Source organism: Roseateles sp. P4_D2 (assembly GCF_056401875.1).
In genome coordinates, this window is the sequence record NZ_JBFUIM010000010.1 from 87,170 (window position 1) to 102,072 (window position 14,903).

Genomic DNA, 14,903 nt, shown 5'->3' on the forward strand with positions numbered 1-14,903 from the left:
TGGTTGCATGAGTTCAGCCGAGCAACAACGTATCGAGCGCTGCCGAGCTGGCCATGGGACACAGCGACGCGCGTTGATACCGCGGGCCTGGGCGCCTCAGCCCTGTACGTGAAGACATCGAAGCCTCTGGAGCAAGCTGGGGGTCTCAGTCGCCGAGCATCGAGGCGTGGCGGCAGGCGCTCCAGGCACCATGATTGACCCTGATCGCTTGATTCCATGCACCCCGATCATTCCTGAACGCATCGTCGCCAGCACGAGAGATGAGTAGCCAGGCGCATGCGTCGGCGAGACTGTTCTTGATACGGCTCCGATCGTAAATCGGGTTATGGGAGGGGTTATGCAGGCTTCATGGGTCGACGGATTTGACCAGCGCGTGCTGCTCAGCCGCTTTTTGAATCTGGCCGACACAGGAGGGTTGGAGACCTTGGAAGGCGCCACGGCCCATCCGGCCACGGCCTCCTGGTGGGCTACCCAGCCTGAAGCCTGGGCGGCCTGTCGCTCTGATCTGCAATCGCCGGAAGTCGCGATGCGTGCCTATGTGGCGTGGATCAAGACGCTGGGCGGCAAGCCGGTGTTCGTGGCCTACCCGGCCGGCTTCGACTTCCTGTTCGTGTACTGGTACCTGATGCGGTTCGTGGGCGAGAGCCCATTCAGCCACTCGGCGCTCGACATGAAGACCTACGCCATGGCGATCCTGAAGACGGGCTACCGCGACAGTACGAAGCGGAACATGCCCCGCAGCTGGTTTGACAAGCAGCCCCACACCCATGTCGCGCTTGACGACGCCATCGAACAAGGCGCATTGTTCTGCAACATGCTGAGGGCGAATCAAGTGGGGTGAGCGCAGGACGGTGACTTCTTCTGGACGCTCGCGCGCTGTTGAGGCATGGACCCGACGGTCCATTCAGACCGCAAAGAAAGTTCAGAACTCACCGAACGCAAATCCGAAATGTCCAGAACTCGGCGAGCAGGCCGTCCAGAATCATCCGAGCCGACATGCTGCAACTCATTGAAATCCCATGCGAACGAGTTCGGCATTCAAAGAACTTCGACATCGTCAGCCCTCGAGTCGCGTACCCAGCCGCCCCAGCACCAGCAACGCCACGGTGGCCGTCAAAGCAGCAAGGCCGGCCAGGCCCACCAGGCCAAAGCGATCCGCCAGCGCCGCGAACAGCGGCGGGCCACTGACCGAGCCCAGGTTGCCCAGTTGCACCAGCACGCCGGAAGCGCGAGCCTGCTGGGCCGGGGTGGGGTTGAGCTGCGGGATCAATGTGGACGCGGCGCCGCCGCCCAGGCCGGCGCAGGTCAGTGTCAGCAGTGCCAGCGCCTCGGTGGGTGCGCCCATGAGCGCCGCTCCGGCCAGCGCCAGTGCCGCGGCGCCAAAAGCCAGGTACGCCAGGCGCACCAGCTTCAAGCCGCCCTCGAAGCGCCGCGCGGCCCATCCTGCCGCCAGCGTGCCCGCCGTGGCCATCAGCGGCAGCACCGTGTGAAAACCGCCCTGACCCTGGCCGCTGAAGCGCGGCACGAAGGTGATCAGCGCGATCGTCGGGAAGGCATAGAAGAAGAACGCCAGGCCGGGCAGCGCGGTGCGCAGGTCGGCATAGACCTCGCGGTGCAGGGCCAGCACACCGGCGCGCGCGCCCGCCATGACCGGCGCGGGCGCCGCACGGACGTCGGCCACCCACAGCCGCACCGCCAGCGCCGCCAGGGCCAGCAACATTGCATGCCCGGCGAGGGTCTCGCGCGGCGCCAGGCCCTGGGGCAGCAGGCGATCCAGCCCGGCCAGCACGGCGAAGGCCAGGCCCACCACCGTGGCCCACAGGCCCATGACGGCGGTGCGGTGTGGCGGCGCGCAGGCGTGGATCAGCAGCGTCGGCGTGGCCACCATGATGGCCAGATGGGCCGCGCCCTCGGGCACACGGCTGGCCCAGAACAGGCCGAAAGGCGGCAGCAACGCTTGCAGAGCCGACAGCAAGGCGCCGCCGCCCAGGCCGATCAGCAGCAGGCGGCGATAGCCCACCCGTGGTGCCAGCCAACCCGCCACGACGCCGCACAGCAGGCCCACCACGCCGACGGTCGACAGCAGCAGGCCCATGCCTGCGGGTGAGGCGCCGTAGACCGCCTGCAGCCGCGTGAACTCGATGGAAATCTTGGCGAACTGGCCGCCGGCCAGCACGCCGCAGGCGCACAGCAGCAGCACGATGGCCCAGCGGGTGCGGGCGGGGGTGTCGGTCATGAGGGGTGGTTGCGAAGAGCAGCTGCGATGTTGCCAGCTGTCATGAGAAGCACCTTGGCCGGCCGCACCAATTGAGCGGCAGCGTTCGCCCGGCCAGCGCAGATCCGCTACGGCACCGCGCGTCCGCTGTTCGGTCTGCAATGGCGAGCCGCCGCTCGCTGCGAGCGCCGGCGCTCAGCCGTGCCAGCGTTTGGCCGCCCGCCTCACCACTTCGGGCAACAGGTGGTTCTCGGCCTCGACGCGCCGCAGCCAGGATGCGTCGTTGCCAATGCCGTTGATCTCGCGGCGCATGTATTGCAGCGCGGCTTCCGCGTGCAGGTCACCGGCGTGGGTGTCCAGCTTGGTCAGCACATGGATCAGGTCGTCGCGCAGCACGCGGTGGTCACCGGTCTCGGGATCGACGAAGGTGCCGTCCAGGCCGAAGCGGCAGGCCTGGAAGCGGTTGAAGGTGTAGGGCAGGTAATCGTCTTCGCTGAGCTTGAACGGTTTCTCCACCGTGATCCAGCGCGCCAGGCACTGGATGAAGCCGGCCAGGGCCGCCGCCTTCTCGATGGTCAGCGGCGTGTCAAGCACGCGGACTTCGATGGTGCCGAACTCGGGCTTGGGGCGGATGTCCCAGTAGAAGTCCTTCATTCCCGAGACAACGCCGGTGCGGGTCATCTTGGCGAAGTAGGCCTCGAAGTCGGTCCAGGTTTGCACGAACGGCGCACGGCCCGACAGCGGGAAGGCGAAGACCGAGTTCAGGCGTGCCGAATCGAAGCCGGTGTCCTCGCCCTGCACAAACGGAGACGATGCTGCCAGCGCGATCAGGTGGGGGATGAAGCGGCTCATGCCGTGCAGCAGCACCAGGGCTTCGTCGGCGCTCGGGCAGCCGATATGCACGTGCTGGCCGAAGATGGTGAACTGCTTGGACAGGTAGCCGTACAGCGACGACAGCTCGTGAAAGCGCGGCGTCTCGAAGATGCGCTGGCGCTTCCAGTGCTGGAAGGGGTGGGTGCCGCCGCCGCACAGACTCACGTCCAGCTTTTCGGCACAGTCCACCAGCGCGTCGCGGATCTGGCCCAGCTCCGACAGCACCTGGCCGAAGCCCGTGCAGACGCCGGTGGCCAGCTCGATCATGCTGCTGGTGATCTCGGGCTTCACGTCGCCCGGGATGCTGCGCTTTTCCATCAGCCGCATCAGGTCACCCGAGACAGGCGCGAGGTCGTAGTCGTCGCTGTTGACGATCTGCAGTTCGAGCTCGACACCGAGGGTGAGCGGCTGCGATTTGGAGAAATCACCCAGGCTCATTCAACGGCCTCCTTGTTGCGTGGGACGCGCTTGGGCGCAGGCGGCAGCTCGCCGGCCAGGCGCAGCGCGAACTGCACGGCGATGGGGCCGATCAGTTCCAGCACGGCGATGCTGGCCAGGATGATGGGTACGGCGCCGGCAGCCAGTTCCGGCTCGGCGCGCATCAGCTCGCTGAGCATGACCAGGGCGGTCGCGGACAGCGGCGTCATCGTGATCGATAGCGCCAGGCCCTGGCGCCAACTGGCCTTGGCCATGGGCGCCAGCGCCACGATGGCCACGGTCTTGGCGATGAAGCGGGCTGCCAGCAGCGCCAGCGCGGCGAAGCCGCCGGCGACGAGGATCTTGGGCGACCAGGCCGAGCCGACGATGACGAAGAGCATCAGCACCAGCGCCCCGCCCGAGGTGCCGAAGTGACGCGGCCAGACCCAGGGCCGGTCGCTGGTGTTGCGCAGCAGCAGGCCCGCCAGCAGCGGCATCAGCAGCGTCGACACGCCGATGGCGCGCGCGGCGACGATGGCGAAAGCGACCAGGCCGAACAGCAGCAACACGGCGCTCTCATTGCGCAAGTCCAGGCGCCGCGCAACGAGGTAGACGGCGCCCGCCAGCAGCGCGGCCAGCCCCAGTGTCGTCAGCAGCGAGATCGCCAGGCCAGCGAGCGCCTGCGACAGGCTGCCGCCGTCATCGGCCGCCCACCAGGTGCGCATCAGGATCAGCGCAACAACGGCGTACAGCGTGTTCAAGGCCGTCAGCAACGAAGCCCGCTGCGTGACTTGACCCGCAGCCCCCAATTCCATCGCGACGCGCCCCGACACGGCGGCGGGCGCCGGCATGGCCAGGATGGCGCAGGCGATGGCCGTCTGCCAACTGAGATCAAACAGGCGCAGTACGAAAGCCACCGCCAGTGCACTGAGCAGGGCTTCGGCCAGGCTGGTCAGCGCCAGGCCAGGGTTGCGGACCAGCCAGCGCAGGTGCACGCGGCTGCCGATCTCGAACAACAGCAGGCCCAGGGCCAGGTCGGTCACAGTCTGGGCCGCGCCGGCCAGCGGCATCGCAACGCCGTGGCCGAAGGCAGCGGCCACGCAGCCTGCCAATGTGTAGCCGACCACGCGCGGCAGCCGCGTCGTCGCGGCGATGAATTCGCCGGCCAGAGCGCCGGCCAGCAGCACGCCAACGACGAACATCAGCGCGCTGGACGGAGGAACGGCCAAGCCGGCCCAGACCCGCGCGCCGGTGTCTAGTGCATTCATAGGCTCTCCCTAAAAGTTTTGGCCGAAGCCTAGACGCACGGTCGGCGCGCCCTTGTAGGCCGACATGCCGAAAGCCTCCTGGACAATGGCCGCCATGCAAGTCGTCAGCGTGAACACCGCCCGCGTCGAACACTTTGTTGCGACCTCGGGCCAGGTACTGGATTCGGCCATTCGCAAGCGCCACTGCCAGGGGCCCGTCGATGTCCGGCCCCTGGGCCTGGACGGCGACGAGCAGGCCGACCTGAGCGTGCACGGCGGCCTGAGCAAGGCCGTCTATGCCTACCCCCAGGAGCACTACGCTTTCTGGCAGACGGTGCGCGGCCAGGCCAAGGTGGAAGGCGCGCTGCAGCCGGGGGATTGCGGCGAGAACCTGACGTTGACGGGCCTGCTGGAAAGCAGGGTCTGGATCGGCGATGTGCTGCGCTTCCCGGACTGCGAGCTCGTCGTGTCCGAGCCGCGCTACCCCTGCTTCAAGTTCAACGCGCACATGGGCTTCAACCAGGCCGCCAAGCTGATGGCGCAGAGCGGCTACTGCGGCTTCTATCTTGCCGTGAAGCGCGAGGGATCGATTGCGGCCGGCCAGGCCTTCGAGTTGATAGCAGGGCCACGCGAGGTCGGCATCGTCGAACTCTTCAAGGCAAAAATGAAGAAGAAGGGCTAATGCGGCGCCGGCTGCTGTTGGCCGTGGCAGGGTTGGCGCCCGTTGCCGCCTATGCCGGCCCGGTGCTGCAGGTCGGACCCAGGCGCGCCGTCAAGTCGCTGGCCGCCGCGGCCCGCCAAGCGCGTGACGGCATGCTCGTCGAGGTCGATGCGGGCGAGTACGTGGCCGATGTCGCCACTTGGCCCCAGCACGGGCTGACGCTGCGTGCCGTCGGCGGCCGCGTGAAGCTGGTCGCGGCCGGCGCCCACGCGCAGGGCAAGGGCCTGTTCGTGACGACCGGCCGGCGCCAGCGCATCGAAGGCTTCGATTTCACCGGCGCCGCGGTGCCCGATCGCAACGGCGCCGGCATCCGTGTCGAGGCCGGTTCACTGACGCTGGTGGACTGCACCTTCAGCGACAACGAGAACGGCGTGCTGACCGCCAACGATGAGGCCATCGAGCTCGACATCGTCGACTGCGACTTCGGCCCCATCCTGCCGCGCGAGGGCAAGACGCACAACCTCTACGTCGGCGCCATCAAGCGCCTGGCCGTGACCGGCAGCTACTTCCACCACGGCCTGCATGGCCATCTGCTGAAGAGCCGCGCGGCCCTCAACCGCATCCTCTACAACCGCCTGTCTGACGAGATCGGTGGCCGCGCGAGCTATGAGCTGGAGTTCCCCAACGGCGGCGTCGCCGTCGTCATGGGCAACCTCATCATGCAGAGCTCGATGACGGAGAACCCGCACGTCATTTCCTTCGGCGTCGAGGGTGCGAAATGGGAGAAGCAGGCCCTCTACCTCGTCAACAACACGCTGGTGGACCAACTGCCCAGCGGCGGCATCTGGTTGCGCGTGACGCCGCCGCAGGCCGAGGTCGTGCTGGCCAACAACCTGCTCGTCGGCGGCCCCCAGCTCGCGGCCGAGGGGCATTGGACGCGGCGCGCCAACTTCCACGCCGACTGGGATGAGTTTGTGCGCGCGGCGCGCGACGACTACCGACTCAAGCCCGATTCGTCACTGCGCGGCAAGGCTGCCGACGCCGGCGAGGGGGGCGGCATGAAGCTCGCGCCTTCGCGCGAGTACCGCCACCCTCACACCAGCCAGGCCCTCAACGGGCCGGCGCGCCACCCCGGCGCTTTCCAGTCCTGAGGGCGTTGAAGCCGGCCGTCAGGTCATTGGCGTCGTCGCAGCTCGGCACCGGCGCGCCGCCATATCGGCGGCGTATGGGTCAGGCGCGCTTCAGCACCGGGTAGTCCGTGTAGCCCTCGGCACCGCCGCCGTAGAAAGTCTCCTTCTGCGGCGCGGCCCAGGGCAGGTCGCCGCGGATGCGCTCGACGAGGTCGGGGTTGGCGATGAAGGGCCGGCCAATGGCCACCGCGTCCGCCTTGCCGCTGGCGACGGCGTCCAGGGCCATGGTGCGGTCGTAGCCGTTGTTGGCGATATAGGGGCCGTTGAAGCGGCGGCGCAGCTCGGCGTAATCGAAGGGTGCGACGTCGCGTGCGCCGCCGGTGGCGCCTTCCACCACCTCCAGGAAGGCCAGCTTCAGCGGCGCGAGCTGGTTGGCCACGTAGTTGAAGAGAGCCTGCGGATTGCTGTCCTGGCCGATGTCGTTGCTCGGCGTGACCGGGCTCAGGCGCAGCGCCGTGCGGCCGGCGCCGATGGTGCCGGCCACCGCCGTCATGACCTCGATCAGCAGGCGGGCGCGGTTCTCGATGGAGCCGCCGTATTCATCGTTGCGGTCGTTGGCGCTGTCACGCAGGAACTGGTCGAGCAGATAGCCGTTGGCGCCGTGGACCTCGACGCCGTCAAAGCCGGCGGCGATGGCGTTCTTGGCGGCCTGCACATAGTCAGCGATCAGCTGCGGGATCTCATGCGTGGCGAGTGCGCGGGGCTCATCGGTGGGCACCAGCTCGCCATAGGCCGCATAGGTCTTGGTCTTGGCGGCGCGATTGGTGGACGACACCGGCTGCTGGCCGCCCGGCTGCAGGCTCTTCAGCGAGATGCGGCCCACATGCCAGAGCTGCACGACGATCTTGCCGCCCGCAGCATGCACGGCGTCCGTCACCTGCTTCCAGGCGGCGATCTGCTCGGGCGTGTGGATGCCCGGCGTGTCGAAATAGCCCTGGCCATCGGGGCGGATCTGGGTCGCCTCGGTGATCAGCAGGCCGGCGCCGGCGCGCTGGCGGTAGTACTCGACATGCAGGTCGTGCGGGGTCTGGCGGGTGGCGCGGTTGCGCGTCAGCGGCGCCATGACGACGCGGTTGGCCAGCTGGATGTCGCCGAAGCGGATGGGGTCGAAAAGGGTAGGCATGGCGGTGAAATAGGGCCGGTAAGGATGGTTGCAAGTCTGGCCGGGGCCGACTTTCCCCGTCCCGGTGGGGTTGATGGCGGATGTGTTAGCGACAATCGCGCCATGCTCGCCTACCGCCACGCCTTCCATGCCGGCAACCATGCCGACGTCCTCAAGCACCTCGTGCTGACGCGCGTGCTGCGCTACATGGCTGAGAAAGACAAGCCCTACACGCTGATCGACACCCATGCAGGCGCCGGTGGCTACTCGGTCGAAGGCCGCTATGCGCAGAAGAAGGGTGAGTACGCCGAAGGCGTCGTCAAGCTCTACGACCGCAAGGACCTGCCCGCACCGCTGGCCGACTACCTCGACCTGGTGCGCGCCTTCAACCCCGGCGGCCAGCTGCGCCAGTACCCGGGCTCGCCGGCCATCGCCAACATGCTGATGCGCGAGACCGACCGGCTGCGCGTCTACGAGCTGCACTCGACCGACCACCGCATCCTGGCCAGCTACCTCGACGGCCGCGCGCAGACGCAGGTGCGCGACACCGACGGCTTTGCCGCCATCAAGGCCGAGCTGCCCTCGCCCACCCGCCGCGCCGCGTTGCTGATGGACCCGTCCTACGAGATCAAGAGCGACTACGGCAAGGTGCTTTCGGCGTTGCGCGAGGCGCTGGAGCGGGCCGCCGACACGGTCATCATGATCTGGTACCCGCAGCTGCAGCTGCTCGAATCGAGCCAGCTCGCGGCGCGCCTGAAGGGCAGCGCCGACGCCGCCGCCAAGAAGGGTTGGCTGCATGTGCGGCTGACCGTGGCCGAACCCGCCGACCGCCCGGACGGCAAAGGCCTGGGCATGCTGGGCAGCGGCATGTTCATCGCCAACCCGCCGTTCACGCTGCACGACGAACTGGCCGAATGCCTGCCGGTGCTCGTCGAGCGACTGGGCCAGTACGACGGCGCGAACTACGTGCTGGAACAGAAAGTGGCATGAGCGCCGCGCCGGGCCGCCCCAAGCAAGCTCGCTCCCGCCTGGCGGGACAGGCCGTAGGCCGAAGGGTGCACCAATGACGACGGAGTCCAAGCCCGTCACGATGGAGCAGATCGCCGCTCTGGCCGGCGTCTCCACGATCACGGTTTCGCGCGCGCTGCGCGACAGCCCCTCGGTCACGCCGGCCACGCGCGAGCGCATCAAGACGCTGGCGGAAGCCGCCGGCTACCGCTTCAACCACCATGCGCGCAACCTGCGGCTGCGCCGCAGCCACATGGTCGCCGTCATGCTGGAGATGCAGCCCGACACCGACCGTCCCATGACCGACGCCTACCCGCTGCAGCTGCTCGGCGGCATCACCCAGGAGCTGACCTCGCGCGGCTACAGCGTGCTGCTGTCGGCCCTGCAAAGCCCCGGCCAGGGCATGGCGGCGTCCGCCGACGGCCTCATCCTGCTGGGCCAGGGCGCCAACGGCTCGGCGGTGAAGTCGGCTGCGGCGATGGGCCTGCCGATGGTGGTGTGGGGAGCCGAGCATGGCCGCGGCGACTCGGTCGTGGTCGGCGGCGACAACGCCCATGGCGGCGCTTGTGCGGCCGAGCGCCTCATCACACTGCAGCGGCGCGAGCTGCTCTTCCTCGGTGACGTGCGCCATGCCGAGATCCGCGACCGCCAGCAGGGCTTCGCCAAGGCGCTGAAGAAGGCCGGGCTCAAGACCCAGACGTTGACGCCGGCGGCCTTCACCTTCGGCGCCGGCTTCACGGCCGTGCAGGCCCATCTCGCCAACCTGGGTCGAGGCGGCAAGGCGCCCGACGGTCTGTTCGCCGCCAGCGACCTGCTCGCCATGGGCGCTGTGCGCGCCTTCACCGATGCCGGCCTGGCCGTGCCTGATGCGGTCTCGGTGATCGGCTATGACGACTCGCCCGCCGCCCAGAGCTTTGCGCCGCCGCTGACCAGCGTGCGCCAGGACTGGCATCACGGCGGCGTGCTGCTGGCGCGCAAGGTGCTGGACCTGATCGGCGGCCAGGCCGCCGCCAGCGAGATCATGCCGACCGAACTGGTCGTTCGCAGTACTTAGTCCAGCACGACCTCGGTCCGGATGATGCCGGCGCGTTCGGCACTGGCCGACAGCGCCAGCCGCGTCCCGACCGGTGCCCGCACCAGTTCGCTTGACCGGCTCGCCCTAGGGGTACGTCTGGTAGCCAAAGCTCGCTAATGTCCGACAGCACCACTACCGGTGCTGAATGGAGCTTCAAATGAACAAAATACTCGCGGCCTGCGGTGTCATGTTTGCTGCGTTAACGTGCAGAGCAGACGTCCAGGTAAGCGCCTCATTGAGCAATTTCCACTTCACACTGGTCGACCTCAATCCTGGCGACGGTATTGCGCCGTATATAACTTTGGCTGGCGGCCAGCTGGTCGGAAAGCTTTGGGCAACTACGCCCACTGGCATGACGGACCAGCTTACCGCGAGCACTCAAGCGCCCTTGGCAAGCTTTTCAAGGAACTTGATCAGCGAAGGTCAAACTGGGGAATTCCGGATCGATACAAGCAGTCTAGCCAGCCTCAGTTTTGAAAGCCACGTGTCGTCTTCCCTTGGCGCCAGCGGAGGTGCATATTCTCCTAACGAGACAGGTGCGAACGCGTTGGCGTACTCGATATTCACGCTGTCGCCTAACACGAAACTAGAAATTACGGCGGATGCCAAACTCCAAGCGAACTCCGGAGTTGCCGGCGTCCAGACCTTTCACAACACGGTTCTCGCCACCGCATACATCAACGTCTCGACCCTGATAAATTTTCCTGTGGCAGATGTCTTGCAAAAGTCAATAGATGAGGAAGGCGGCTCCTTTTCCTTTTCCGAAGCTAGGACGCTCTCGGTGACGTTTGTAAACGGGTGGTCGCGCGAGGAGACCATTTACACAACCATGTTTGCGAACGCTGAACAGCAAGCGGCGCCAGTTCCTGAACCCGGCACAACGTCAATGCTTTTTTGTGGCGCTTGCCTGATGGGCTTGCTGGTGATTCGGCAACGGCAGTGAGCTCGGCGCGCCCCCAAGTTGCTGCTTCATTGGCCGTTGCGGTGCCGAGCTCGCCGGCATTTCAGAACTGAGCGGAGGACACGTTCTCCGCGCTCGGCAAGCGCACTGGCCGCCGCATGTAGCGTTGATGCGAAGGTCTCAGGGATGCGACTTCTCGTCAATCCAGCACCACCTCCGTCCTCACCACCCCTGCCCGCTCCGCACTCGCCGACAGCGCCAGCCGCGTCCCCACCGGCGCTCGCACCACCCACTCCGCCACTGCGCGGTCGCCCGTGGGCTGCTTGTTGAACAGGAAGGCCAACTGGCTCTGCTTGGGCGCGTGGCCTTCGAGCTGCGGGCCTTCCATGCGCTCCTTGCCGTTGACGAGGCTGATGGCCGGGTCGCCGCTGGGCATGTGGATCTCGAACATGACGCCGCGCACCGCCTTGCGCTCCAGGGCCCGCTGCGTCACATAGGCCGGCAGATAGCCGGCGTTGGCCACGGCCATGCGCACCCGCCACATGTCGGGACCGAGTGCTCGCACCTCGGTGCGGATCAGCTCCAGCTTGGGCAGGCTCATGGCGATCTGCGTCATCCAGGCCGGAAAGCGCGCCGCCTCGCGCTCGCGCAGGGCCGGCGGCGGGTTGCGCCAATAGTTCATCTTGTCCCAGCCGCCGATCTCCACGGAACCCAGCTGCGGATGCTGGAAGGGCGTCCATTCGACATGGGCCTTGCCGCCGCATTGCTCGTCGCTCCACTTCAGCAGCTTGACGTCGTCTTCCACCGGATGCTGTCGGTACCAGTCGATGAACTTCTTGACCTCGAGGCCGGCCTCCTTGCTTGGCGACCACAGCTCGACGACCCAGAACAGCGCGCCCAGGTGCTCGTAGACCCAGTCCTGGGTGCCGGTGATGACGTCCTTGGGGTGGTAGCGGAAATCCTCGTAGATGCTGACGGCGGGGTAGCCCGTGTGCTTCTCGCCCAGGGCCGAGAAGTTCTGGAACAACCACAGGTCCTCGGGCGTCATGTCGTTGTCGCTGCGGGTGCCGCAGGGGCGCAGGATGACGCCGCTGTGCGTGTGATAACTGATGGCCGCGCCGATGTTGGGATGCTGGGTGATGAAGTCCACCATGGCCCGCACCTCGGGCTCGCTGGTCGGGTAGGGGCCGGCACCGAGCTGTTGGAACTCCTGGCGCCATTCGCCGGGGAAGTTGCGGTTCAGGTCCAGGCCTTCGCGGTCGGCGTTGACCTTGACCGTCAGCCCGTCGTGGTTCTTGATGAAGCCCTCGGGGATGAGGCGGTAGTACTCGCCGCCCTGCTCGCCGGGCTCGCGCGCCACCATCAGCCGCGGGTCGCCCGCGTGCTTCTTGTAGCCGCCATGGGGGTCCGGCACGCGCATGGTCAGGATGCGGCCGTCGCCATCGACGTCCTCGATGGTGAGGCCGTCGACGGCTTCCTCGGTGTAGGGGTAGGGCCGCGTCGAGCTGCGGATATGGCGCGGCCGGTCGGCCAGGGCCAGCTCGGCACCGTCGGGGTTCAGGCGCGGCACGATGTAGAGAGTGCGCGTGTCCAGCAGGCGGTTGATCTGCTGGGCCTCGGCCGACGTGCCGCCGTGCTCCTTCAGCAGGTGATGCACGTAGTACAGGCAGGTCGTCGACGCGGTCAGCTCGGCCGCATGGATATTGCCGTCGATCCACATCGCCGGCTTGTCGATGTCCATGCCGCTGGCCAGGTTCGTGACGACGATGACCCAGATGTCGCGGCCCTCGTAGCTCTTGCCGATCGAGCGCACCGACACCAGGTTGGGGCGGGCTTCGGCGTAGGCGAACAGCAGGGCCGTCAGCTCGTCGTAGCGGTAGAAGTGGTCGAAGCGCGGGTTGGGCAGTGGAGTGGGCATGGCGGCGTCTGTCTTTATGTGACCCCAAGAACTAGGGGCTCTGGAATGCGGCGGATTGTCTGAAGCCGACCCGTGCAGGCGCCCAAGGGTTTGCCCGCGGGGTTGCCCGCGCCGGCTCAGGTGCTGTTGCGGACTGCGTCGGCGAGGCGAACACATCGAATGCGACATTCGCATAGGTAGTTATCCGAAACGGGGATTTGGCGAGCGCCTGTAAATAGTGCCATTGAAGTATCTGGCGCGCTCCAAATAATAAAAAGACCTTCTGCACAGATGTGCGAGGGGATTTCAAAACCTAAGCAAAGGAACTTCCAATGAAGCGCAATGAATCGAACAAGCCACTGGTCAACGTCGTGCCGCTCGAGGCCAAGACCGAAGCCGCCGGTTCCGAAAAGGGTCAGCAACTGGTGCCGGCGCTGGTCGGCATCATGTGGATTATTGCGCTGTCCTGAACGCGCTTTGGCAGATGAGAATCAATAGTCAATAGTTCGCTCTTGACAATTGATCCGCCTGCCAATATCCCATCTGCGACCGGGGCCCGATTGCCCCGCCCCGGTCGTTTTTCAAAATTCCCGTTTCAGGACTCCAGCGTGCAATACCGCAGGCCGATAATCCGCGCAGTTTTGACTTTCCCGCCAGGTATGAAAGCTTTCTTGTCGGCTGCGCTGACCGTGATTCGTCGTCTCCTTGCACTGATTGGCTGGTCGTTCAGTAATGCCCGCCCGAGTCCTGTCCACTACGACTGGTTCACGCCGGACGAGGTTGCCGGCTACGACGCCGGGCGGCCTGCGACGCCAGCGCAGCGCGTTGACGACCAGACCTGGAGCGACCTGCACGTCGATGACTTCATCCGTGCCACCTGCCGCGAACACAGCATCCTGGCCAGGCAATACCTGTACCGGCAACTGCGGCAGGGGCGCGTTGCCGCAGGCGACAAGTCCATCTACGACGACCGCGGCGTCGTCGCCGGCGAGACGGCCTCTTTGAAGGCCGCGGCAGACCCGTGGATCCAGAACCTGCGCCTCATATCCCAGGACCTGACGCCCTTCCTGTACCGCGGCCAGCGCCCCGTGCTGCCCGCCTGGTCTGCCCGTCTGTGGCTGATGCCATGGGCATTCACCGCCCTGCTGGCGCTGCTCTGGACGGCGCCCGGCGGCTATCTGGCCGTGCTGCTGGTGCTGTACCTTTGCGTCGTCGCGTTCGTCCAGATCCGCCTGTACCGGCCACTCAAGGCCTGGCAGACGCTGCGCCAGGCGCTGTGGGGCATCCTCGACGCCAGCCGTGGCGTCGCCGCCCTGCAGCGCCAGCACGGCCATCGGCTGCTCCATGAGCTGGCTGAAGTTGACGCCATTGCCAAGGCGCTGCAGGGCAGGATCCAGCTCACCTGGTACGAGCGCATGGCGGGGGTTGCCGAATACGCCAACCTGCTGTTCCTGTATGAATACGCCCGCTTTGGCAAGGCGGTGGGCACGCTGGAGTCGCTGATTCCCGACCTGCAGCGCGTCTATGAGGCGGTGGCGCGGTTCGAAGGCGGGCTGGCGCTGCTGGCGCATATCGAGTCCGGCGGCACGCATTGCGGCGCGGAATTTGCCGACGGCCGCGCGATCACCCTCGAACGCTTGGTGCACCCGCTCGTGAAGCATCCCCTGCCGCTCACGCTGTCGATCCCGGATGGCCGGGGCACATTCATCTCGGGGCAGAACGGCGCCGGCAAAAGCACGCTGCTGCGCGCCGTGGGCCTCAGCTTACTCACCGCGCGCGCTTTCGGTTGCTGTTACGCCGCGGCGGCGTGCGTGCCCTTTGCGGTCGTGCGCACCAGCATCGGTCACGACGATTCGATCAGCGCATCCGAAAGCCTGTACATGGCGGAAATGCGGCGCGCCCGGGAACTGCTGGACCACTCACGCACCAATCCATCGACGATCTTTCTGATCGACGAGTTATTCCGTGGCACGAACAATATTGAATCCGTGTCGGCCGGCGCCGCCGTCATCGCCGAACTCGGTCGCCGGCATCTCGTATTTGTCACATCCCACAATCTCGTGTTGGCGCCGTTGCTGAGTCGGCTGCTTATACCCATGAATCTACAGTTCACGGCGCCAGAAAAAAACAGTTTGGAAATACGCCTCGGCGTGATGACGGAAACCAATGGCATCGACATGATGCGCCAGTATGGCCTGCCGCAATCGGCCATCGACGAGGCGCTGAGGGTTTTTAGCTGGTTTTCCGCCTACACGATCCAACCCACGACTTTTCCGCAGATCGACTGACGTCAATCTCCGGCAACTGAGCACCGCCG

Annotated in this window: 13 protein-coding genes; 8 read left to right on the top strand and 5 right to left on the bottom strand. The window is 66.4% G+C overall.

Annotated features, from left to right (window positions below):
* Window positions 1-337 precede the first annotated feature (337 nt).
* On the top strand, window positions 338-841 hold the full coding sequence (locus AC1DW0_RS18690) for a 3'-5' exonuclease family protein (protein WP_477947311.1): 504 nt from the start codon (window positions 338-340) through the stop codon (window positions 839-841).
* A 216-nt stretch (window positions 842-1,057) separates the two neighbouring features.
* On the opposite strand, the gene AC1DW0_RS18695 is transcribed toward AC1DW0_RS18690, so the two are convergent.
* From AC1DW0_RS18695 to AC1DW0_RS18705, 3 genes are all read right to left on the bottom strand, one after another.
* Window positions 1,058-2,236 carry an MFS transporter gene (locus AC1DW0_RS18695; protein ID WP_477947313.1) on the bottom strand — a complete coding sequence of 393 codons (1,179 nt, stop codon included), beginning with the start codon at window positions 2,234-2,236 and terminating at the stop codon, window positions 1,058-1,060.
* A gap of 174 nt (window positions 2,237-2,410) precedes the next feature.
* The gene (locus AC1DW0_RS18700) at window positions 2,411-3,526 is read right to left on the bottom strand and encodes a YbdK family carboxylate-amine ligase (RefSeq protein ID WP_457352220.1); all 1,116 of its coding nucleotides are present in this window, start codon (window positions 3,524-3,526) and stop codon (window positions 2,411-2,413) included.
* Window positions 3,523-4,773, bottom strand: a complete 1,251-nt coding sequence (locus AC1DW0_RS18705) for a cation:proton antiporter (protein WP_082532833.1) — start codon at window positions 4,771-4,773, stop codon at window positions 3,523-3,525. The genes AC1DW0_RS18700 and AC1DW0_RS18705 overlap by 4 nt, the downstream gene beginning before the upstream one ends.
* A 94-nt stretch (window positions 4,774-4,867) precedes the next feature.
* Between AC1DW0_RS18705 and AC1DW0_RS18710 the strand changes: the two genes are divergently transcribed.
* Window positions 4,868-5,434, top strand: coding sequence for an MOSC domain-containing protein (locus AC1DW0_RS18710; protein ID WP_457389876.1), 567 nt, complete (start codon window positions 4,868-4,870; stop codon window positions 5,432-5,434).
* On the top strand, window positions 5,434-6,564 hold the full coding sequence (locus AC1DW0_RS18715; RefSeq protein ID WP_477947315.1) for a hypothetical protein: 1,131 nt from the start codon (window positions 5,434-5,436) through the stop codon (window positions 6,562-6,564). Before AC1DW0_RS18710 ends, AC1DW0_RS18715 begins: the two co-directional genes overlap by 1 nt.
* 79 nt (window positions 6,565-6,643) lie before the next feature.
* Here the strand turns inward: AC1DW0_RS18715 and AC1DW0_RS18720 are convergent, their stop codons facing one another.
* Entirely contained in the window at window positions 6,644-7,726 is a 1,083-nt protein-coding gene (locus AC1DW0_RS18720) for an alkene reductase (protein WP_056200682.1), read from the bottom strand.
* Window positions 7,727-7,828: 102 nt separating this feature from the next.
* Here AC1DW0_RS18720 and AC1DW0_RS18725 point away from each other — a divergent pair, with 102 nt between their 5' ends.
* The 3 genes from AC1DW0_RS18725 (at window position 7,829) to AC1DW0_RS18735 (ending at window position 10,731) form a co-directional block, all read left to right on the top strand.
* Entirely contained in the window at window positions 7,829-8,695 is an 867-nt protein-coding gene (locus AC1DW0_RS18725) for a 23S rRNA (adenine(2030)-N(6))-methyltransferase RlmJ (RefSeq protein WP_056200679.1), read from the top strand.
* A gap of 73 nt (window positions 8,696-8,768) precedes the next feature.
* Complete coding sequence (locus tag AC1DW0_RS18730; RefSeq protein WP_056200675.1) at window positions 8,769-9,767, top strand: substrate-binding domain-containing protein; 999 nt, start codon at window positions 8,769-8,771, stop codon at window positions 9,765-9,767.
* Window positions 9,768-9,945: 178 nt separating this feature from the next.
* A complete protein-coding gene (locus AC1DW0_RS18735; protein WP_162247825.1) occupies window positions 9,946-10,731 on the top strand; it encodes a PEP-CTERM sorting domain-containing protein in 786 nt (261 codons plus the stop codon).
* A 157-nt stretch (window positions 10,732-10,888) separates the two neighbouring features.
* On the opposite strand, the gene AC1DW0_RS18740 is transcribed toward AC1DW0_RS18735, so the two are convergent.
* Window positions 10,889-12,607: a M14 family metallopeptidase gene (locus AC1DW0_RS18740; protein WP_457389871.1), complete on the bottom strand. Its 1,719-nt coding sequence runs from the start codon at window positions 12,605-12,607 to the stop codon at window positions 10,889-10,891.
* A 311-nt stretch (window positions 12,608-12,918) separates the two neighbouring features.
* Here AC1DW0_RS18740 and AC1DW0_RS18745 point away from each other — a divergent pair, with 311 nt between their 5' ends.
* The gene (locus tag AC1DW0_RS18745; RefSeq protein WP_457389870.1) at window positions 12,919-13,056 is read left to right on the top strand and encodes a hypothetical protein; all 138 of its coding nucleotides are present in this window, start codon (window positions 12,919-12,921) and stop codon (window positions 13,054-13,056) included.
* Between the two features lie 189 nt (window positions 13,057-13,245).
* Window positions 13,246-14,874 (top strand): MutS-related protein, encoded by a 1,629-nt coding sequence (locus AC1DW0_RS18750; RefSeq protein WP_477947318.1) that lies wholly within the window; start codon window positions 13,246-13,248, stop codon window positions 14,872-14,874.
* Window positions 14,875-14,903 lie beyond the last annotated feature (29 nt).

Bases quoted from the DNA above. Each gene is read 5' to 3' on its own strand.
- AC1DW0_RS18690 (WP_477947311.1), top strand. From the start codon at position 338: ATGCAGGCTTCATGGGTCGACGGATTTGACCAGCGCGTGCTGCTCAGC.
- AC1DW0_RS18695 (WP_477947313.1), bottom strand. From the start codon at position 2,236: ATGACCGACACCCCCGCCCGCACCCGCTGGGCCATCGTGCTGCTGCTG.
- AC1DW0_RS18700 (WP_457352220.1), bottom strand. From the start codon at position 3,526: ATGAGCCTGGGTGATTTCTCCAAATCGCAGCCGCTCACCCTCGGTGTC.
- AC1DW0_RS18705 (WP_082532833.1), bottom strand. From the start codon at position 4,773: ATGAATGCACTAGACACCGGCGCGCGGGTCTGGGCCGGCTTGGCCGTT.
- AC1DW0_RS18710 (WP_457389876.1), top strand. From the start codon at position 4,868: ATGCAAGTCGTCAGCGTGAACACCGCCCGCGTCGAACACTTTGTTGCG.
- AC1DW0_RS18715 (WP_477947315.1), top strand. From the start codon at position 5,434: ATGCGGCGCCGGCTGCTGTTGGCCGTGGCAGGGTTGGCGCCCGTTGCC.
- AC1DW0_RS18720 (WP_056200682.1), bottom strand. From the start codon at position 7,726: ATGCCTACCCTTTTCGACCCCATCCGCTTCGGCGACATCCAGCTGGCC.
- AC1DW0_RS18725 (WP_056200679.1), top strand. From the start codon at position 7,829: ATGCTCGCCTACCGCCACGCCTTCCATGCCGGCAACCATGCCGACGTC.
- AC1DW0_RS18730 (WP_056200675.1), top strand. From the start codon at position 8,769: ATGACGACGGAGTCCAAGCCCGTCACGATGGAGCAGATCGCCGCTCTG.
- AC1DW0_RS18735 (WP_162247825.1), top strand. From the start codon at position 9,946: ATGAACAAAATACTCGCGGCCTGCGGTGTCATGTTTGCTGCGTTAACG.
- AC1DW0_RS18740 (WP_457389871.1), bottom strand. From the start codon at position 12,607: ATGCCCACTCCACTGCCCAACCCGCGCTTCGACCACTTCTACCGCTAC.
- AC1DW0_RS18745 (WP_457389870.1), top strand. From the start codon at position 12,919: ATGAAGCGCAATGAATCGAACAAGCCACTGGTCAACGTCGTGCCGCTC.
- AC1DW0_RS18750 (WP_477947318.1), top strand. From the start codon at position 13,246: ATGAAAGCTTTCTTGTCGGCTGCGCTGACCGTGATTCGTCGTCTCCTT.